At 56.1% G+C, this 19,306-nt stretch carries 17 protein-coding genes; 4 read left to right on the top strand and 13 right to left on the bottom strand.

Going from position 1 to position 19,306, the window contains the following annotated elements; all coding sequences use genetic code 11:
* Nucleotides 1-18 precede the first annotated feature (18 nt).
* The 8 genes from VCA57_RS18875 to ppsA form a co-directional block, all read right to left on the bottom strand.
* A complete protein-coding gene (locus VCA57_RS18875; protein WP_411186609.1) occupies nucleotides 19-984 on the bottom strand; it encodes an OmpA family protein in 966 nt (321 codons plus the stop codon).
* A gap of 98 nt (nucleotides 985-1,082) precedes the next feature.
* Nucleotides 1,083-1,682 carry an RNA polymerase sigma factor SigX gene (sigX, locus tag VCA57_RS18870; RefSeq protein ID WP_411186608.1) on the bottom strand — a complete coding sequence of 200 codons (600 nt, stop codon included), beginning with the start codon at nucleotides 1,680-1,682 and terminating at the stop codon, nucleotides 1,083-1,085.
* 87 nt (nucleotides 1,683-1,769) lie between these two features.
* Nucleotides 1,770-2,585, bottom strand: a complete 816-nt coding sequence (locus VCA57_RS18865; protein WP_411186607.1) for a mechanosensitive ion channel family protein — start codon at nucleotides 2,583-2,585, stop codon at nucleotides 1,770-1,772.
* 2 nt (nucleotides 2,586-2,587) lie between these two features.
* Nucleotides 2,588-2,833, bottom strand: a complete 246-nt coding sequence (locus tag VCA57_RS18860) for a CrfX protein (RefSeq protein ID WP_411186606.1) — start codon at nucleotides 2,831-2,833, stop codon at nucleotides 2,588-2,590.
* Between the two features lie 53 nt (nucleotides 2,834-2,886).
* On the bottom strand, nucleotides 2,887-3,882 hold the full coding sequence (locus tag VCA57_RS18855; protein ID WP_411186605.1) for a zinc transporter ZntB: 996 nt from the start codon (nucleotides 3,880-3,882) through the stop codon (nucleotides 2,887-2,889).
* Nucleotides 3,883-3,903: 21 nt separating this feature from the next.
* Nucleotides 3,904-4,392, bottom strand: coding sequence for a ribonuclease E activity regulator RraA (gene rraA / locus VCA57_RS18850; protein ID WP_411186604.1), 489 nt, complete (start codon nucleotides 4,390-4,392; stop codon nucleotides 3,904-3,906).
* A gap of 147 nt (nucleotides 4,393-4,539) precedes the next feature.
* Entirely contained in the window at nucleotides 4,540-5,547 is a 1,008-nt protein-coding gene (locus tag VCA57_RS18845; protein ID WP_411186603.1) for an alpha/beta fold hydrolase, read from the bottom strand.
* 140 nt (nucleotides 5,548-5,687) lie between these two features.
* The gene (ppsA, locus tag VCA57_RS18840; RefSeq protein ID WP_411186602.1) at nucleotides 5,688-8,063 is read right to left on the bottom strand and encodes a phosphoenolpyruvate synthase; all 2,376 of its coding nucleotides are present in this window, start codon (nucleotides 8,061-8,063) and stop codon (nucleotides 5,688-5,690) included.
* A 179-nt stretch (nucleotides 8,064-8,242) separates the two neighbouring features.
* Between ppsA and VCA57_RS18835 the strand changes: the two genes are divergently transcribed.
* Nucleotides 8,243-9,061, top strand: coding sequence for a pyruvate, water dikinase regulatory protein (locus VCA57_RS18835; RefSeq protein WP_411186601.1), 819 nt, complete (start codon nucleotides 8,243-8,245; stop codon nucleotides 9,059-9,061).
* Between the two features lie 58 nt (nucleotides 9,062-9,119).
* On the opposite strand, the gene prpF is transcribed toward VCA57_RS18835, so the two are convergent.
* From prpF to VCA57_RS18810, 5 genes are all read right to left on the bottom strand, one after another.
* Nucleotides 9,120-10,307, bottom strand: coding sequence for a 2-methylaconitate cis-trans isomerase PrpF (gene prpF / locus VCA57_RS18830; protein ID WP_411186600.1), 1,188 nt, complete (start codon nucleotides 10,305-10,307; stop codon nucleotides 9,120-9,122).
* A 112-nt stretch (nucleotides 10,308-10,419) separates the two neighbouring features.
* Nucleotides 10,420-13,044 (bottom strand): Fe/S-dependent 2-methylisocitrate dehydratase AcnD, encoded by a 2,625-nt coding sequence (gene acnD, locus VCA57_RS18825; protein WP_411186599.1) that lies wholly within the window; start codon nucleotides 13,042-13,044, stop codon nucleotides 10,420-10,422.
* Between the two features lie 2 nt (nucleotides 13,045-13,046).
* Nucleotides 13,047-14,207 carry a 2-methylcitrate synthase gene (gene prpC, locus VCA57_RS18820; RefSeq protein WP_411186598.1) on the bottom strand — a complete coding sequence of 387 codons (1,161 nt, stop codon included), beginning with the start codon at nucleotides 14,205-14,207 and terminating at the stop codon, nucleotides 13,047-13,049.
* A 45-nt stretch (nucleotides 14,208-14,252) separates the two neighbouring features.
* Nucleotides 14,253-15,149, bottom strand: coding sequence for a methylisocitrate lyase (gene prpB / locus VCA57_RS18815; RefSeq protein WP_411186597.1), 897 nt, complete (start codon nucleotides 15,147-15,149; stop codon nucleotides 14,253-14,255).
* Entirely contained in the window at nucleotides 15,146-15,883 is a 738-nt protein-coding gene (locus VCA57_RS18810) for a GntR family transcriptional regulator (RefSeq protein ID WP_411186596.1), read from the bottom strand. The genes prpB and VCA57_RS18810 overlap by 4 nt, the downstream gene beginning before the upstream one ends.
* A 303-nt stretch (nucleotides 15,884-16,186) precedes the next feature.
* Between VCA57_RS18810 and VCA57_RS18805 the strand changes: the two genes are divergently transcribed.
* From VCA57_RS18805 to VCA57_RS18795, 3 genes are read left to right on the top strand one after another with little or no spacing between them, the layout of a single operon-like run.
* Nucleotides 16,187-16,723: an ATP-dependent zinc protease gene (locus VCA57_RS18805; RefSeq protein WP_411186595.1), complete on the top strand. Its 537-nt coding sequence runs from the start codon at nucleotides 16,187-16,189 to the stop codon at nucleotides 16,721-16,723.
* Nucleotides 16,724-16,728: 5 nt separating this feature from the next.
* Complete coding sequence (locus VCA57_RS18800) at nucleotides 16,729-18,255, top strand: inactive transglutaminase family protein (protein WP_411186594.1); 1,527 nt, start codon at nucleotides 16,729-16,731, stop codon at nucleotides 18,253-18,255.
* 4 nt (nucleotides 18,256-18,259) lie between these two features.
* A complete protein-coding gene (locus VCA57_RS18795; protein ID WP_411186593.1) occupies nucleotides 18,260-19,246 on the top strand; it encodes an alpha-L-glutamate ligase-like protein in 987 nt (328 codons plus the stop codon).
* The last annotated feature ends 60 nt before the right edge of the window (nucleotides 19,247-19,306 follow it).

The raw sequence follows: 19,306 nt of genomic DNA, 5'->3' as shown, positions 1-19,306 counted from the left end.
TTTATGCAACCAGATCGCTTATTGCTTGATCTGAGCTTCTACTTCAGCTTCTACGCGACGGTTAACAGCGCGACCAGCATCGGTAGCGTTATCAGCAACCGGACGAGTCTCACCGTAACCAGCCGCGTTAACGCGGTTAGCGTCTACACCATACTGATTGACCAGAACATTACGAACGGCGTTAGCACGGCTTTCGGACAGTTTCTGGTTGTAGGCGTCGCTGCCTTTGGAGTCAGTGTGACCCTCAACCACAGTAGTGGTCTGCGGGTACTGCTTCATGAAGTCAGCCAGGTTCTTGATATCGCCGTAGCTTTCTTCTTTAACACTGGACTTGTCGAAATCGAACTTAACATCCAGCTCAACACGAACCAACTCCAGCGGCTCTTCAGCTGCAGCTACAGGCTCAGGCATTGGCTCTACAGCAGCCACGACTGGAGCAGGCTTGCTGCCACCACCAAAGTTCATACCGATACCGACGCTTGGCGCCCACTCGGTGTCGCCTTGGTCGATGTTGTATTGAGCTTCAACGCCAGCACGGGCGTAGAAGTTGTCAGTGAAGTAGTACTTAGCACCACCACCGATGTTGGCGAAGGTTGAGCCGTTACGACCGCCACGACCGGACTGACCAATGCTCTGATCGGAAACACCTGCAGAAACGTAAGGACGCAGAGCGTCACCAGCGTTATTGAAGTGGTACAGCGCATCCAGAGCAGTATTGGAGCCCTTGATGTTGCGGCCATCTTCACCACGAGCGTTATGTACTTCGTCGTAGCCCAGACGCAGCTCAACGTCATCAGTCAGGTAGTAGCCAATGCTACCGCCGAACAGGTTGCCGTTGTTTTTAAAGTCACGGGCGCTGTCGAAGTTTTCCTTCTTGGCAAAACCCTCCACTTCTACAGCGCCTTGGCCCTGAGCCAGAACGCTCAGGGAGGATGCGGCCAACAACGAGCCAATAACAGCGCCTAAAGTGTTTTTCAATTTCATTACGAGAATCCCTATCTTGGTGGTCAGTAAGTTGTCTGACAGACACAAGACAACTCAGCCGGCAATTCTACCAGAATTAACCGTTATCTATGACGGCTTTATTCCAAGTAAGTTTCACTATTATCAGCAAATTTATCGCGCAGGCGGTCAAGCGCCCGTTTGTAACGCATTTTCGTGGCACTCAAGCCCATATGCATGATGTCGGCAATCTCTTGAAACTCTAGCTCTGCGACAAAACGTAGCACCAAGATTTCCCGATCGATGGGGTTGACATGGACCAACCAGCGATCGAGCCCCCCCTTATCTTCAGGTTTCGGGGCCTTTTCCTCGGAAGCCTCCTCAAGCGGGTCCAAGCTCAACGCGTCAATAAGGCGACGCTTACGCCGCTCTTTTCGATACTGAGTAATACACTCGTTATAAGTAATGCTATAGAGCCAAGTTTTGAACTTCGATTTACCCTCAAAGTTCTTAAGGCCATATAAGACCTTGAGCATGACCTCCTGACAGACATCATCAGCATCACGCTCGTTACCCAAGTAACGCGCACAAACGTTGAACAACGTGCGCTGATAACGACGCATTAACTCTTCGTAAGCACGGGTTATGTGGAATAACTCGTCATGCGCACGCGCCACCAACTCTTCATCCGAGAGTTCGCGCGGGTCGTAGCGGAGAGACGCAGAATGGGCTTTATTCAAAACGAGTCGGGCCGACAGTCAGGACAAAAGCCAGCGCAGCCCTTAAACCGGGCTGCGATTGGCCGCATACAATAACAGGGATTGGCCTTAGCGGCTGCTTACCTGCTGCTCAAGCAAGGTACGGTTGGCCACTGAAACCAGCTCGCCAGCTTCCGTCAGCAGCGTGGTTTTGACCGTACCGATCTCCTCGATCTGCCCTTCGACCGCACCAACCTGGACTTGTTGCCCAACTTGATACAACTCGCGCACATAAATACCAGCCAGAATCTGACTGGCAATTTCCCGACTACCCAGGCCTAGCGCCAACGCGACAGCCAAACCGACAGAAATCAGCACAATGGCAATCACGTTATTCAGCAGGTCGGTCTTGACCTCCAGCTGACCGATAGCCACCGAAATACTAATAATGATTACCAAACCTTGGGCAATGCGCCCCAGGCCGTTGGCGTAATCCAGTCCAACACCTTCTGCTGCGCCGCGCACCAAGCCGCTGACCAATTGCGCCAACAGCACACCCGCAAGCAATACCAACGCAGCACCAAAGACTTTAGGCAGGTACAGAGCCAACACATCAAGCGTGGCAGATACCCGCTCTAAGCCCAGAGACTCGGCAGCCGTAACCAAAAATATCAGGAGTACAAACCAATAGACGATCTTGCCAATCAAGGTCGATACCGGCACCTGAATCCCAGCACGACTGAGGATTTTGGTCAGGCCGGTGCCTGCCATAAGGCGATCCAAACCAATCTTCGCGAGCAGTTTGGAGAGCAGCGTATCGAGGAACTTGGCGACCACAAAACCCAGCAGCACAACCACCATCGCCCCAAACAGGCGCGGGATAAATGCGGCGATAGGCCCCCAGACGCTGGCCATCGCGTCCACCAGAACTTGAGTAAATTCCATGCTTAATCAGCCTTATCAGGATGAGAGTCAGAGGTCGTGTGTCGCGAAACGGGCGCAACATGTGCAGAACCGTTATTCAAAGCAATCATTAGCGCACTCAACCAATGCCCCATAAGAGCGAATAGGTCGCCGACCCCGACCTGCCGGTTGGCGGTTTTCAGTACGCGATGCAAGCACGCATCATCGTCATGATTTGAGGCGGGTGACTTGAGCAAGTCACGCAATGATTCTTCAAACGGATCGTGCATGGCGCACCTCACAGGATGTGACGTTTAGACGGGGTGAGACAGTGCAAGTCACATCAGATCCAGCGTAAACGGCGAAACAACAGCCATTGCCCAACGGCTACGGCAGCCATCAACGAACACGCCAACAGAAAGCCGTGCGGACTTTCGGAGCCTGGAATGCCGCCAACGTTAATGCCTAACAAGCCGGTGATAAAACTCATCGGCAGAAAAATCCCAGTAATGATGCCAAAACGGTACATGGTACGGTTCATTCGCTCGTCCATACCGCGGTTTTCGGCCTCAAGCAGCAAACTTACGCGCTCACGGCTGAGCTCAAGCTCTTCGAGGTAACGCGTCAGACGGTTGTTGAGTTCATTCCAATAGCTGCTATCAGTGCCTGCAAACCAGGCCTGATTACTGGCCGTCAGCTGACCGTAGATATCGCGCTGTGGAGCGAGAAAGCGCCGCAGGCTGGCTGCGCGCCTGCGCATCTGCAGCAGTTCGGCATGATCCAGAGTGCCCGAATCTTCCGCGTCAGCCAGCTCTTCCTGCTCATCGATCTGCTCGGACAGATCACCAATCAACCACTCAACCTTATCCGTCAGGTAATGCGCTAGGCGCAAAATCAGTTCAGCTGAGGTTTTCGGACCACGCCCAGCCAACAAGTCTTCGATCAGCGCCTCAGTCGCACGCAGCGGCCGCAGACGCAGGGAAATAGCACGCTGCGCATCAGCAAAGATCCGCACCGAAACCATATCCTCGGGCTCAGCCCCTGGATTGAGGTTTAAACCGCGCAGAAAAAGCAATAACTCCTGCTCGGGTAACGCCAACAATCGCGGCCGGGTATTTTCTTCCAACAACAGATTGCAGGCGAACTCGCTTAAGCCACTCTCAGTGCGCAACCAGGTATGCGTATACGGATGACCACGATCCCAGTGCAGCCACAAACTTTCCTGCTCGCACAGTGACAAGTCAGGCAACTCTTGCCGCGTAATGCTGCGCGCACCACCCCGACCATCGAGCACGAAAGCGTGTACCAGCCCCCACTGAGCGTTGTCTTCCTCACGCATGACGGTTTCCTGCAAAGCGACTTACTCCGGCATCTGCAGGGCGGACGGCGAGATGATCACGCCATTGTTGTCCGCATAAATGAAGTCACCCGGACGGAAGGTCACGCCGCCGAATGTCACAGCGACGTTAAGATCGCCAATGCCACGCTTATCAGTTTTCATCGGATGACTGGCCAAAGCCTGGATACCCAGATCGGTCTGCGCAAGAACATCGACGTCGCGCACACAGCCGTATACGACAATACCTTCCCAACCGTTCTTCGCGGCCTTCTCAGCCAACATGTCACCCAGTAGTGCACGGCGCATGGATGCCCCGCCGTCGACCACCATCACCTTGCCTTTACCAGGCTGCTCGACTTGCTCCTTGACCAACGAGTTGTCCTCAAAGCACTTAATGGTGACGATCTCGCCGCCGAAGGAGTCGCGACCACCAAAATTGCTGAACATTGGCTCAACTACTTGAACCAACTCAGGGTAGGCGTCACACAGGTCGGGGGTAATGTAGTGCATGGCAAAACTCCTTTGATGTCGTAAGTCTACTGATAGATCGAGTCGTTCCGGTTCGCATCATAAGCCACTGACCGATACATACTACTGACAACGGGTCGCACAAATGCAGGTCAAGCGCAGCATTTAGAGCTCGATAGTACCTGCAGACTACTCAGTAGCAACGGCCTTGTTACGCTCTAGCTCAGCACGTTCAAGCTCTGCAGCAACCCGCGGACTCTTGCGTAGCCACTGCTCAACCAATGGCCAGACTTCACGCTGCGCTTCTTTACTGACAAGCATTTCAACATGGCCAAAATCATCACTGAAACCATGCTGCTTACCTAAACAGAGGAACTCACTCAGGGTTGAGCCGAACTGTTTCAGCAGTTTCTCACAAGCCCAAGCCGGATCTTGCGTATCGCCCAGCGCCGCCACGGCCATAACTGGCACACGAACCGCCGTCAAACCACTCCACCAATCACGGTCAACGTCGCCAAAACGGCCGAACAAGCCATGCCAGCGTAGGTTTTCAACCGCCAGACTAATGGGCTCATCCTCAGGGCCACGCTTGAGCCTAGAGCCGGACAAAGATGAAAAGCGCTTGAGTAAAAAACGCCCCACCCACTCCACCGGCGGGACCTTCAAGGGCCAGTAGGTACGACTGATCTGGCTGCCAAATAGTACGCTGGAGGCGATTTTAGCCTCATCCAGATAGCGCCCACCGAGGGCGCCAGCAAGGATAATGCCGCCCAGCGAATGACCTAGCCAATGCGCCTTTTGCGGATTTTGCTCATACACAAACTCGGCTATTGCCGGCAAGTCATAACGGACATAGTCACTGACCGTATTGCGCTGATAATCACGGTTACGCGGCGACAGACCATGTCCACGCATCTCTGCGATCCACACATCGAAGCCAGCGCGCGCCAAATAAGGCCCCAAACCAATGCACTTGGGTGAATACCAGAAGCGCCGATTGGAAAAGCTGCCCGGTATAAGGATCACCGGCACACCACGCTCTTGCTCGTGGCCAGCAAGCCCGAGCCGCGTAAGAGCCAATTCGACACTGCTGTCCGGGCTGTTCCCAGGCTTTAGTCGATAGACATCCTCGCTCAGGTCACCACGGAGTTCCGCGCTGATCAACGCGACGGGGAAAAGCTCACTGCTGCTTTGCATCTATCTTCGCTCTGCTACAACACATTGCCGGGCGCAATTTTTTCGTCGTTTAGCGACGACCTGTAAGGTGCTAACCATAAATGGCAAGCCACAAAAAAGGGCAGGATCAACCCGCCCTTAAATTGTTTGTGGCGCGGCTATCAGGTTGGCTGCTGACCTTCGGCCAGGAAGAACCAAGTATCGAGAACCGAATCAGGGTTCAGCGACACGCTTTCGATGCCCTGCTCCATCAACCAGCGCGCCAGGTCTGGATGATCAGACGGGCCCTGACCGCAGATACCGATGTACTTGCCGGCCTTGTTACAGGCCTGGATGGCGTTGCTCAGCAGCTTTTTCACCGCCGGATTACGCTCATCGAACAGGTGCGCGACGATGCCGGAGTCACGATCCAGGCCCAGGGTAAGCTGAGTCAGGTCGTTGGAGCCGATAGAAAAACCATCAAAGAATTCGAGAAACTCTTCAGCCAAAATCGCGTTGGACGGCAGTTCGCACATCATGATGACCTTCAGGCCATCCTGACCACGGGCCAGACCATTGGCAGCCAGCAGATCGACAACCTGACTGGCTTCGCCGAGGGTGCGCACGAACGGCACCATGATCTCAACGTTGGTCAGACCCATCTCGTTGCGCACTTTTTTCAGCGCGCGGCACTCCAGCTCGAAGCAATCACGGAACGATTCGCTGATATAACGCGAAGCACCACGGAAACCCAGCATCGGGTTCTCTTCTTCCGGCTCGTAGAGCTTGCCGCCGATCAGGTTGGCGTATTCGTTGGACTTGAAGTCCGACAGACGCACGATGACCTTCTTCGGCCAGAATGCCGCCGCCAGAGTGCTGATGCCCTCGACTAGCTTCTCGACATAGAAATTGACCGGATCGTCGTAACCGGCAATGCGCTTCTCGACGCTGTCCTTAATCTCTGGCGGTAGGCCGGCAAAGTTCAGCAGCGCTTTAGGGTGCACACCGATCATACGGTTAATGATGAACTCCAGACGCGCCAGACCAACACCTTCGTTCGGCAATTGAGCGAAGTCGAAGGCGCGATCCGGGTTACCAACGTTCATCATGATTTTGAACGGCAGGTCTGGCATGGCATCGACCGAGTTCTTGCGAATGTCGAAGCCCAACTCACCGTCGAAAATAAAGCCGGTATCACCCTCGGCGCAGGATACGGTCACACCCATGCCGTCTTTCAATACCTGGGTGGCGTTGCCACAACCAACCACAGCGGGGATGCCCAGCTCACGCGCGATGATCGCTGCGTGACAGGTGCGCCCACCACGGTTGGTGACGATGGCGCTGGCGCGCTTCATCACGGGTTCCCAATCCGGGTCAGTCATGTCGGAAACCAACACGTCGCCTGGCTGGACCTTGTCCATCTCCGAAACGTCGTGAATCACCCGGACGCGACCCGCACCGATCTTCTGACCGATAGCGCGACCCTCAACCAGCACGGTGCCGGTTTCCTTGAGCAGATAACGCTCCATAACATTAATGTTAGAGCGGCTTTTCACGGTTTCAGGGCGAGCTTGAACGATGTACAGCTTGCCGTCATCGCCATCTTTGGCCCATTCGATGTCCATCGGACGACCATAGTGCTTCTCAATGATCATGGCTTGCTTGGCCAGCTCGCTCACTTCAGCGTCAGTCAGGCAAAAACGCGCACGTTCAGCGCGATCCACATCGACCACCTTGACCGATTTACCGGCCTTGGCTTCGTCGCCATAGATCATTTTGATGGCTTTACTGCCCAGATTGCGACGCAGAATGGCCGGGCGACCCGCCTCCAGCGTCTGCTTGTGTACATAGAACTCATCAGGGTTTACCGCGCCCTGCACGACGGTCTCACCAAGGCCATAAGCGCCGGTGATAAACACCACGTCACGGAAACCCGACTCAGTATCTAGAGTGAACATCACCCCAGCAGTGCCGGTTTCCGAGCGGACCATGCGCTGCACGCCTGCGGACAAGGCGACCAGTTTGTGGTCAAAGCCTTGATGCACGCGGTAAGCAATGGCGCGATCATTGAACAGCGAGGCAAACACTTCTTTGGCAGCGCGGATCACGTTGTCGACGCCGCGAATATTCAGAAAGGTTTCTTGCTGACCAGCAAACGAAGCGTCCGGCAGGTCTTCAGCGGTAGCCGAGGAGCGTACGGCAACCGCCATGTTGTCGTTATCGCCAGCCATTTCGGCAAAAGCCACGCGAATCTGCTTATCCAACTCGGCAGGGAACGGAGCATCCATCACCCATTGGCGAATCTGTGCACCAGTCTTGGCCAGGGTATTGACGTCATCCACATCGAGAGCGTCGAGGGCCGCATGAATCTGTGCGTTCAGTCCGCTCTGTTCGAGAAAGTCGCGATAGGCCTGAGCTGTAGTGGCGAAACCACCGGGCACCGATACACCAGCGCCAGCCAGGTTGCTGATCATCTCGCCAAGGGAGGCGTTCTTGCCCCCTACGTGCTCAACATCGTGATTGCCGAGCTTGTCGAGGGAAACTACGTACTCTACCAAGGTGATCTCTCCACTAAGGTGTTGGAAAAGCTCAAGGGGCTGGGGAATTCTGCGGCAAGCATGCCCGCACGATTGTGGCCTGGCCCTGGAAAATAAGTAACAATGCGGCCCAGTAGGCCCCTGCAAAGGCGGGCCTATGATAGCCAAGATTCGTCCTCAGCTTAAGGCCCACGGTGCAAATGAAACGAACTGCTTTCTTCATCTCCGACGGCACGGGTATCACCGCCGAAACCCTGGGCCAAAGCCTGTTGGCACAGTTTGAAACCATCGACTTCGCCAAGTTCACACGGCCTTACGTCGACAGTGTGGAAAAAGCGCGCGCCATAGTACAACAAATCAATAGTGCCGCCGAGCGAGACGGCTCTCGGCCGATCATTTTCGACACCATCGTCAACCAGGATATCCGCGATATCCTGGCTGAATCCGAAGGTTTCATGATCGATATTTTCTCGACCTTTCTCGCCCCACTGGAACAGGAACTAACGTCGCACTCCTCCTACTCAGTAGGCAAATCACACTCCATCGGCCACAACTCCAACTACATGGAGCGTATCGAGGCGGTCAACTTCGCCCTGGACAACGACGACGGCGCGCGCACTCACTATTACGACAAAGCCGATTTGATCCTGGTCGGTGTATCACGCTGCGGTAAAACCCCGACCTGCCTGTATATGGCCATGCAATATGGCATACGCGCCGCCAACTACCCGCTGACTGAAGACGACATGGAGCGCCTGCAATTGTCGCCCTCATTGAAGCAGTACAAGGACAAGCTGTTCGGCCTGACCATCGACCCGGACCGCCTCACTGCCATTCGCAACGAACGCAAACCCAACAGCCGCTACGCCAGTTACGCCCAATGTGAATTTGAAGTGCGCGAAGTGGAAAACCTGTTCCGTCGCGAGAACATCAACTTCATCAACTCCACGCATTTTTCGGTGGAAGAGATTTCCGCCAAGATTCTGGTGGAAAAAGGCGTTGAACGGCGCTTCAAATAAAGCGTCCAGCTACTTGATATAGAAAGAAAAGGCACGAGTCCTCGTGCCTTTTCTCCCCCTAAAACGAATCCCCCGGCACCCGCACCCAACCTTCCATCAGAATCCGCGCACTACGCGACATGATTGCCTTGGTGACCGTCCACTGACCGTCAACCAGAGCAGCCTGGGCACCGACCCGCAAAGTGCCGGATGGATGGCCAAAGCGCACCGCCTCACGCGCACTGCCGCCAGCCGCCAGGTTAACCAGTGTGCCCGGAATCGCCGCGGCAGTGCCAATGGCTACGGCGCAGGTGCCCATCATCGCGTGGTGCAGCTTGCCCATGGACAATGCTCGCACCAGTAGATCGACATCAGCGGCCAGCACCGTCTTACCACTGGATGACAGGTAATCCTTGGGCTTTGCCACAAAAGCGATCTTCGGTGTGTGCTGACGGGTAGCTGCTTCTTCTGCCGTGTTGATCAAGCCCATACGCAATGCACCGGCGACACGGATCTTCTCGAAGCGCGCTAGCTGTTCAGGGTCACCGTTGATCTGCTCGCGCAGCTCACTGCCGCTATAACCAATGTCTTCGGCATTAACGAAAATTGTCGGAATACCCGCAGTGATCATGGTCGCCGGGAAAGTGCCAACACCCGGCACGTGCAAATCATCGACCAGATTACCGGTGGGAAACATCGAGCCGCCCTCCTCGCCGTCATCAGACGGATCGAGGAACTCCAGCACGATCTCGGCCGCAGGAAAGGTCACTCCATCCAGCTCAAAATCGCCGGTTTCCTGCACCTGGCCATTGCTGACCGGCACATGGGCGATGATGGTTTTCTGGATATTGGCCTGCCAGATACGCACGACACACACGCCGTTTTGCGGAATGCGCGACGGATCAACCAACCCGGCATGCAGCGCAAATGCGCCGGCACCGGTGGAAAGATTGCCGCAATTACCGCTCCAGTCGACAAAAGCCTTGTCAATGGAGACCTGACCGTACAGGTAGTCAACATCGTGATCCACCTGGCTGCTTTTAGACAAAATCACGCATTTCGAGGTCGAGGATGTAGCGCCGCCCATACCGTCAATTTGTGCGGCGTAAGGATCAGGGCTGCCAATCACCCGCATAAACAGCTTGTCGCGCGCCCCCCCCGGCACCTGGCAACTCGGCGGCAGGTCCTGTAGACGGAAGAACACGCCTTTGCTGGTACCGCCACGCATGTAGGTGGCGGGGATTTTGATCTGGGGTGCGTGGGACATGGGTGAGACCTACTCCAAATTATCTGGGAACAGCACATGTGGGAGGGGCTTTACCCGCGATGCCCTTTAGCTTTAAAAAGCTCGCGGCTAAAGCCCTCCCACAACGCTGCGCTTAAACCGCGCTCGTCGCTTCCAAGAAGTCCTGAGCAAAACGCTGCAGCACACCGCCCGCCTCGTAAATCAGCACTTCTTCGTTACTGTCCAAGCGACAGGTCATCGGTACTTCGACGCGTTCGCCATTACGACGATTGATCACCAGCGTGAGGGTGGCACGCGGTGTGCGATCACCGATCACGTCATAGCTCTCAGTGCCATCGATGCCCAAGGTCAAACGCGTGGTGCCTGGTTTGAACTCCAGTGGCAGCACGCCCATACCAATCAGGTTGGTGCGGTGGATGCGCTCGAAGCCTTCGGCAGCAATCACCTCAACACCGGCCAAGCGTGGCCCCTTGGCGGCCCAGTCACGCGAGCTACCCTGGCCATAGTCAGCGCCAGCAATGATGATCAGGTTCTGCTTGCGCTGCATGTAGGTTTCAATCGCTTCCCACATACGCATGACCTGGCCTTCAGGCTCAACACGGGCCAGCGAGCCCTTCTGCACCTGACCATTAACCACGGCCATTTCGTTGACCAGCTGTGGGTTGGCGAACGTGGCACGCTGCGCCGTCAAGTGGTCACCGCGGTGGGTGGCGTAGGAATTGAAGTCCTCTTCCGGCAAGCCCATTTTGTGCAGGTACTCGCCCGCCGCCGAGTTCAGCAGGATGGCGTTAGAGGGCGACAGGTGATCCGTGGTGATGTTATCCGGCAGCACCGCCAGCGGCAGCATGCCGGTGAGCGAACGTTCACCAGCCAGCGCACCTTCCCAGTACGGCGGGCGACGGATATAGGTGCTCATCGGACGCCAGTCATACAGCGGGCTTTCGGCCTCCTGTACGGCCCCCAGATCAAACATCGGGATGTAAACCTGACGGAACTGCTCTGGCTTGACGCTGGCAGCAACGATGGCGTCGATCTCTTCATCGCTTGGCCACAGGTCTTTCAGAGTAACCGGGTTGCCCTGCTGGTCATGGCCGAGTACGTCCTGTTCAATATCGAAACGCACTGTACCGGCGATGGCGTAAGCCACCACCAGCGGCGGCGAAGCCAGAAAAGCCTGCTTGGCGTATGGGTGGATGCGCCCGTCAAAGTTGCGATTTCCGGACAGTACGGCGGTGGCATACAGATCGCGGTCGATGATTTCCTGCTGAATCACCGGATCCAGCGCGCCGGACATGCCATTACAGGTGGTGCAGGCGTAGCCAACAATGCCGAAACCGAGTTGCTCCAGCTCGGACAGCAGACCGGCGTCCTCCAGATACAGCTTGGCCACTTTCGAGCCCGGCGCGAATGAGGTTTTAACCCAAGGCTTACGCAGCAAGCCGAGCGCGTTGGCCTTCTTCGCCAGCAAGCCAGCGGCCACTACGTTGCGCGGGTTGGAGGTATTGGTGCAACTGGTGATGGCCGCGATGATCACCGCGCCATCAGGCATTAAGCCTTCGGCCTCTTCGAGCTTGCCGGAAGCAAGCTTGGCTTCGTCAGAAATGCCACGTTCATGCAGCGCCGAGGTTGGCAGGCGACGATGTGGGTTACTTGGGCCGGCCATGTTGCGTACCACAGACGACAGATCGAAGCTCAGTACCCGCTCGTATTCGGCGGTGACCAGTGCATCGGCCCACAGGCCGGTGGTCTTGGCGTAATGCTCAACCAACGCCACTTGCTCCGGCTCGCGGCCGGTGAGTTTGAGGTAGTCGATGGTTTGCTGGTCGATGTAGAACATCGAGGCGGTGGCACCGTATTCCGGGCACATATTGGAAATGGTTGCACGGTCGCCAATGGTCAGGCTGTTGGCACCCTCGCCGTAGAACTCAACCCAGGCACCGACTACGCGCTCAGCACGCAGAAATTCGGTTAAGGCGAGGACGATATCCGTAGCCGTAATACCAGGCTGACGCTTGCCGGTCAGCTCAACGCCGACGATATCGGGCAGGCGCATCATCGAGGCGCGGCCAAGCATGACGGTTTCCGCTTCCAGACCACCGACGCCCACCGCGATTACCCCCAGGGCATCAACGTGCGGGGTGTGGCTATCCGTACCGACGCAGGTATCCGGGAAGGCAATACCGCTACGGGATTGAATCACCGGGCTCATTTTCTCCAGATTGATCTGGTGCATGATGCCGTTGCCGGCAGGGATCACGTCGACGTTTTTGAAGGCTGTTTTGGTCCACTCGATAAAGTGGAAACGATCTTCGTTGCGACGGTCCTCGATGGCGCGGTTCTTATCGAAGGCATCCGGGTCGAAGCCCGGCGCTTCCACCGCCAGCGAGTGATCGACGATCAACTGAGTCGGCACCACCGGGTTGACCTTGGCCGGATCCCCCCCCTGCTCGGCGATGGCATCACGCAAACCAGCCAGGTCAACCAGCGCGGTTTGACCAAGAATGTCATGGCAGACCACCCGGGCCGGGTACCAAGGGAAATCGAGGTCACGCTTGCGCTCAATCAGTTGATTTAGCGAGTCGGTCAAGATTGACGGATCACAACGACGCACCAACTGCTCAGCCAGCACGCGCGAGGTATAGGGCAGCTTGGCGTAGGCACCAGGGCAAATAGCATCGACCGCCTCGCGGGTGTCAAAGTAGTCCAGCGCGGTGCCGGGCAACGGCTTGCGGTGCTGGCTGTTGAGAGTAATGGTCATGGCTATGGACGCTCCTTGAGCGGCACAAACGTCAGGTCTTCAGGGCCGACATAGTTGGCGCTCGGGCGAATAATCTTGCCGTCGATACGCTGCTCAATCACGTGACTGGACCAACCAGAGGTGCGGGCAATGACGAACAGCGGGGTGAACATGGCGGTGGGAATGCCCATCATGTGGTAGCTGACGGCACTGAACCAGTCGAGGTTGGGGAACATCTTCTTGATTTCCCACATGGTCGATTCCAGACGCTCGGCGATGTCGTACATCTTCATATTGCCCTGCTCGGTAGACAGCTCGCGCGCCACTTCTTTGATCACGTTGTTGCGTGGGTCCGCCACGGTGTAGACCGGGTGACCAAAACCGATAACCACTTCCTTCTTCTCGACGCGGGCACGGATGTCAGCCTCAGCCTCATCCGGATTGTCGTAGCGTTTCTGGATCTCGAAGGCCACTTCGTTGGCACCGCCATGCTTAGGCCCGCGCAACGCACCGATACCACCGGCGATGCAACTGAACACATCCGAGCCCGTACCGGCGACCACGCGCGAGGTGAAGGTTGACGCGTTGAACTCATGCTCCGCGTAAAGAATCAGCGAGGTGTGCATGGCACGCACCCAGGACTCACGCGGCGTCTCGCCATGCAGCAAGTGGAGAAAGTGCCCGCCGATGGAGTCGTCATCGGTTTCCACGTCGATACGTTTACCGTTGTGGCTGAAGTGATACCAATACAGCAGCATCGAACCGAGCGAAGCCATCAGCTTGTCGGCGATATCACGCGCACCAGGATGGTTATGGTCATCTTTCTCCGGCGAGAGGCAACCCAGCACCGAGACGCCCGTGCGCATCACATCCATCGGATGGGCGGACGGCGGCAATTGCTCCAGGGCGGTCTTCAGTGCAGCGGGCAAGCCGCGCAGCGCTTTCAACTTGGCTTTGTAACCCGCCAGCTCAGCGCCATTAGGCAGCTTACCGTGCACCAACAGATGGGCAATTTCCTCAAACTCGCAAGTGGTGGCGACATCAAGGATGTCATAGCCACGGTAATGCAGGTCGTTACCACTGCGCCCCACCGTGCACAGCGCGGTATTACCAGCGGCGGTGCCAGAGAGGGCTACGGATTTCTTCGGTTTGAAGCCTGGGGTGGTTTCCGGGGTTGCACTCATGGTTATCTCCTCAAGTCCGGTCAATGCCTGTTCTTGTTTTGTCTATCACTTCTTGGCGGCAAACAACGCATCAAGTTTTTCTTCAAAGGCGTGGTAGCCAATGCGGTCGTAAAGTTCGGTGCGCGTCTGCATCAGCTCAATCACGTCTTTCTGATGGCCCTGCTGGCGAATGGCGGTGTAAACACTTTCTGCTGCCTTATTAGCAGCCCGGAACGCCGACAGCGGGTAAAGCTGAATGGCGACCCCGACCGAAGCCAGCTCGTCGCGGGTGAATAGCGGCGTGGCACCGAACTCGGTGATATTGGCCAGCACCGGTACATTCAACGCATCAACAAAACGCTTGTAAGTCGGCAGATCGTAGGCGGCCTCGGCGAAGATACCGTCAGCACCTGCCTCGACATAACGCAAGCAGCGCTCGATAGCGGCATCCACACCCTCGGCCTGAATGGCATCGGTGCGCGCGATCAGGAAGAAGTTCGCATCAGTCTTAGCATCAGCAGCGGCCTTGACCCGGTCAGCCATTTCCTCAGTGCTGACAATCTCTTTGCCCGGACGATGACCACAACGCTTGGCCCCGACCTGATCCTCAATATGCGCAGCCGCAGCGCCGGCCTTGATCAGACTCTTAACGGTGCGTTCGATATTGAAGGCCGAAGGGCCAAAGCCCGTGTCGATATCCACTAACAGCGGCAAGTCGCATACATCAGTAATGCGCCGCACATCGGTGAGCACGTCATCCAGGGTGTTGATACCCAGATCCGGCAAGCCGAGAGAACCAGCCGCCACGCCGCCACCAGAGAGATAGATAGCCTTGAAACCCGCGCGTTTAGCCAGCAAGGCATGGTTGGCATTGATCGCACCAATCACCTGCAGCGGATGCTCTTCAGCGATAGCATCGCGAAAGCGCTGGCCGGGACTACGCGGAATAGAAAGCTGACTCATGACTCACCTCGGGTTCTGGCTGTCTTGGTTGGTACGCTCTGCCCCATGCTCATGGAGAAGTGGCGCTCGATATTGCGCTTTGAGGCACCGATGTGACGGCGCATCAACAACTCGGCCAGCTCACCGTCTCGGTCAGCAATGGCATCAAGAATGCGGTGATGTTCGGCAAATGCCTGGCGCGGACGATTGGGCGTGGCGGAAAACTGCAGGCGATACATGCGCACCAGCTGATACAGCTCGCCGCAGAGCATTTGCGTCAGGGTTTTATTGCCACTGCCTTGGATGATTCGATAGTGGAAGTCGAAATCACCTTCCTGCTGGTAGTAGCCAACGCCGGCTTTGAACGCCGCATCCTGCTCATGCAGATCAAGTACCTGGCGTAACTCGTCGATCTCAGCCTGAGTCATACGCTCAGCCGCTAGACGACAGGCCATACCCTCCAGAGACTCGCGAATCTCATACAACTCAATCAATTCGGCATGGTTGAGCGACACCACCCGCGCGCCGATATGCGGCACCCGCACCAGCAGCTTCTGCCCTTCCAGGCGGTGGATCGCCTCGCGCAAGGGGCCACGGCTGATGCCGTAGGTACGCGCCAGCTCAGGCTCGGAAATCTTGCTACCAGGAGCAATCTCCCCCTTGACGATAGCGGCTTGAATGCGCCGAAACACCTGCTCGGAAAGGGTTTCCGAATCCTCCTGAAACGTTTCAACCGGCTCAATGGCATCTAACATATTGTCGACACTGTGATAATTAACTGTGTTAAAAGCTACGCCCTTGAGGAAAAACAGTCAACAAACAGATAAAAGTGTTGACACATTTCATCGCTACTTTAGTCACAGGCTGGCGTGACCTTACTTGCACAAACGCCTATAAGCGCCTGTCCGGACTGAAAAAGCCCATGTTAGAATGCCGGCCGTTTTGTGTTTCTGATGGAACTTCAGACGGCCTGCTAGACTCCAGAAACTGGCACGCCAACACACCGCGCATGCCAATGAACGTTCCCTACCTCTATTCACGCCATGCCACCAGGACTTATGACACTAAAGCCCACCCTTCTTTTGCTATGCCTGCTCCTTGCCCCCAGCCTGACACTCGCTGAGGACAAGACAGTCTATGGGCTTAATGAATACGTCCGTTTGTTCAACCTGGATCTGAAACTGGCCGCCAAGCTCGACACCGGAGCCAAGACCGCCTCGCTCAGCGCCCGTGACATTGAACGCTTCAAGCGCGATGGCGAAACGTGGGTGCGCTTCTATCTAGCCATTGATGACGCGCACAACAATCCAATCGAACGCCCCCTGGCACGCATCAGCAAGATCAAAAGGCGTGCAGGCGACTATGATCCAGAAGAAGAAAAAACCTACACCGCACGGCCTGTGATCGAAATGGACGTGTGCATGGGTCATGCTTTGCGCACGATTGAAGTGAACTTGACCGACCGCAGTGCATTCCAATACCCGTTGTTGATAGGCTCCGAAGCACTCAAACGCTTTTCCGCCCTAGTCGACCCGAGTCTTAAATACGCAGCAGGCAAACCTGCTTGTGCCCCTGACGTAAATTCTGGCGAGTAATTCCCATGCGCTCTCTTACCCTTCATCTGAAAGTCCTGATCACAGTCCTCGTGAGCCTGGGCATTCTGATTACGGCTTATCAAATCTTCATTCTCGGCATCCCGATGACTGAAGATGAGACTGACGACCTGTGGAACATCGATGCCAAAGTCGAGTTTCAGGCCAACCCACGCGAGCCGGTAAAGCTGCAAATGTTCGTGCCGCCACTGGCACAGGATTACGTCAGCCTCAATGAGAGCTTTATCTCGAATAACTACGGCGTGAGCATCAATCGCGCCGACGGCAACCGCAAAGTGACCTGGTCGGCTCGTCGCGCCAGCGGCAAACAAACGCTGTATTACCGCCTCGTACTAACCAAGCGTTACAGCGGTGAACAAAGCAAGGTCAAGGGCCCAATCTTCCGTGACAGCATCCCGGTCGAGGGTGCTGAGAAGATTGCCGCCGAAGCGCTGCTGGCACCGATCCGCCAGCACTCGGCAGACGTTGAAACCTTCATCAGCGAAACCATCAAACGCGTCAACAACAGCAACGATGACAACGTCAAACTGCTGCTGGGCGGAGATGCAGATACCGCGAACAAAGCCAAAATCATCGAACTGCTGCTGTCTATCGCCCACGTGCCGATGGAGCGCGTACACACCATTCGCCTAACAGCCGAGACCCAACAAAGCCCTGAGCTGTGGCTACGCAGCTTCAACGGTGAAAAATGGCTGTATTTCAATCCGGAAAGCGGTGAGCAGGGTTTGCCAGTTGATCGCCTCGTTTGGTGGGTCGGCGACGACAACCTAGTCAACTTGGAAGGCGGTAAACAGGCACAGGTCAACTTCAGCCTGAACAACAGCGAAATGAACGCCATCCGCCTGGCCAAGCTGACTGACGAAAATACCGACGCTGGGTTCCTCGAATACAGCCTGTACGGCCTGCCGCTGCAAACCCAGCAGACCTTTATGATCATGGTCATGATCCCGATCGGCGTATTGGTGATCCTGATCCTGCGCAACCTTGGCGGCCTACAGACACTCGGCACATTCACCCCGGTACTGATCGCCCTAGCCTTCCGCGAAATGCAGCTGGGTTACGGCATCATGTTCTTCACCATCATCACCGCGCTGGGCCTATCGCTGCGCTCCTACCTTGAACACTTGAAACTGCAAATGCTGCCGCGCCTGTCAGTGGTACTGACCTTCGTTGTCGTGCTAATCGCCGCAATCAGCCTGTTCAGCCACAAACTTGGGCTTGAGCGCGGCCTATCGGTAGCGCTGTTCCCAATGGTGATTCTGACCATGACCATCGAGCGCCTGTCCATCACCTGGGAAGAACGTGGTGGTGGCCATGCCTTTAAGGTCGCCATAGGCACGCTGTTCGCCGCCACCCTGGCGCATTTGCTGATGAGCGTGAAGGAGCTGAACTACTTCATCTTCACCTTCCCTGCAGTGCTGATGATCATGGTCGGCTTTATGTTGGCGATGGGTCGCTACCGTGGCTACCGCCTGACCGAACTGTTCCGCTTCAAAGCCTTCCTCAAGGACTAATGCCATGTTCGGTCTGATCAAGACGTGGAAAGCCCTTGAAGCCAAAGGCATCATGGGCATCAACCGACGCAACGCGGACTACGTGCTGAAGTACAACAAACGGCACCTGTACCCGATCGTCGATGACAAGATCATCACCAAGCTGCGCGCCATCGAAGCGGGCATTGATGTGCCCGAGATGTATGGCGTAATCGATACCGAGAAAGGCATCGACAAGCTGCGTGAGATCATCGGTGACAGGCCAGACTTCGTGGTCAAGCCAGCGCAAGGCGCTGGCGGTGACGGCATTCTGGTAATCGCTGATCGCTTCGAAGACAAGTACAGAACTGTCTCGGGCAAGATCATCAGCCATGAAGAGATCGAGCACCAGATCTCCAGTATTCTCACAGGGCTCTATTCCCTGGGCGGTCACCGTGATCGTGCGCTGATCGAATACCGGGTAACGCCGGACCAGATATTCAAAAGCATCAGTTACGAAGGCGTGCCGGATATCCGCATCATCGTGTTGATGGGCTACCCAGTGATGGCCATGCTGCGCCTGCCAACCCGTCAGTCCGGCGGCAAAGCCAACCTGCACCAGGGCGCCATCGGCGTAGGTGTTGATCTGGCCACCGGCATAACCCTGCGCGGCACCTGGCTGAACAACAAGATCAGCAAGCACCCGGATACCACCAACGCGGTAGACGGCGTACAACTGCCTAACTGGGATGGGTTCATGAAGCTAGCCGCTGGCTGCTATGAGCTGTGCGGCCTGGGTTATATCGGTGTGGACATGGTCTTGGACCAAGACAAAGGCCCACTGATTCTCGAACTTAACGCCCGCCCCGGCCTGAACATTCAGATTGCCAACGACTGCGGCCTGACCCATCGCGCTCACGCCGTTGAAGCGCGCATAGCTGAACTGAGCCAAAAAGGCATCGTAGAAACGGCGGAAGAACGCATGCGCTTCTCCCAAGAGTTATTTGGGCACATCTCGGCCGCCCAACTCTGACAATTGAAAGCCCTAAAAAAGCCCGGAAAGTACCGGGCTTTTTTAGGGCTGCCGATTAGC

Origin of the sequence: Pseudomonas sp. (assembly GCF_046581935.1) — a bacterium.
In the GTDB taxonomy this organism is placed as follows: Bacteria; Pseudomonadota; Gammaproteobacteria; order Pseudomonadales; family Pseudomonadaceae; genus Aquipseudomonas.
The sequence above is the reverse complement of the archived record's forward strand: the minus strand, read 5'-3'. Positions and strand labels throughout refer to the sequence as shown.

Bases quoted from the DNA above. Each gene is read 5' to 3' on its own strand.
- VCA57_RS18875 (WP_411186609.1), bottom strand. From the start codon at position 984: ATGAAATTGAAAAACACTTTAGGCGCTGTTATTGGCTCGTTGTTGGCC.
- VCA57_RS18865 (WP_411186607.1), bottom strand. From the start codon at position 2,585: ATGGAATTTACTCAAGTTCTGGTGGACGCGATGGCCAGCGTCTGGGGG.
- VCA57_RS18860 (WP_411186606.1), bottom strand. From the start codon at position 2,833: ATGCACGATCCGTTTGAAGAATCATTGCGTGACTTGCTCAAGTCACCC.
- VCA57_RS18855 (WP_411186605.1), bottom strand. From the start codon at position 3,882: ATGCGTGAGGAAGACAACGCTCAGTGGGGGCTGGTACACGCTTTCGTG.
- rraA (WP_411186604.1), bottom strand. From the start codon at position 4,392: ATGCACTACATTACCCCCGACCTGTGTGACGCCTACCCTGAGTTGGTT.
- VCA57_RS18845 (WP_411186603.1), bottom strand. From the start codon at position 5,547: ATGCAAAGCAGCAGTGAGCTTTTCCCCGTCGCGTTGATCAGCGCGGAA.
- VCA57_RS18835 (WP_411186601.1), top strand. From the start codon at position 8,243: ATGAAACGAACTGCTTTCTTCATCTCCGACGGCACGGGTATCACCGCC.
- prpF (WP_411186600.1), bottom strand. From the start codon at position 10,307: ATGTCCCACGCACCCCAGATCAAAATCCCCGCCACCTACATGCGTGGC.
- acnD (WP_411186599.1), bottom strand. From the start codon at position 13,044: ATGACCATTACTCTCAACAGCCAGCACCGCAAGCCGTTGCCCGGCACC.
- prpC (WP_411186598.1), bottom strand. From the start codon at position 14,207: ATGAGTGCAACCCCGGAAACCACCCCAGGCTTCAAACCGAAGAAATCC.
- prpB (WP_411186597.1), bottom strand. From the start codon at position 15,149: ATGAGTCAGCTTTCTATTCCGCGTAGTCCCGGCCAGCGCTTTCGCGAT.
- VCA57_RS18810 (WP_411186596.1), bottom strand. From the start codon at position 15,883: ATGTTAGATGCCATTGAGCCGGTTGAAACGTTTCAGGAGGATTCGGAA.
- VCA57_RS18805 (WP_411186595.1), top strand. From the start codon at position 16,187: ATGACACTAAAGCCCACCCTTCTTTTGCTATGCCTGCTCCTTGCCCCC.
- VCA57_RS18800 (WP_411186594.1), top strand. From the start codon at position 16,729: ATGCGCTCTCTTACCCTTCATCTGAAAGTCCTGATCACAGTCCTCGTG.
- VCA57_RS18795 (WP_411186593.1), top strand. From the start codon at position 18,260: ATGTTCGGTCTGATCAAGACGTGGAAAGCCCTTGAAGCCAAAGGCATC.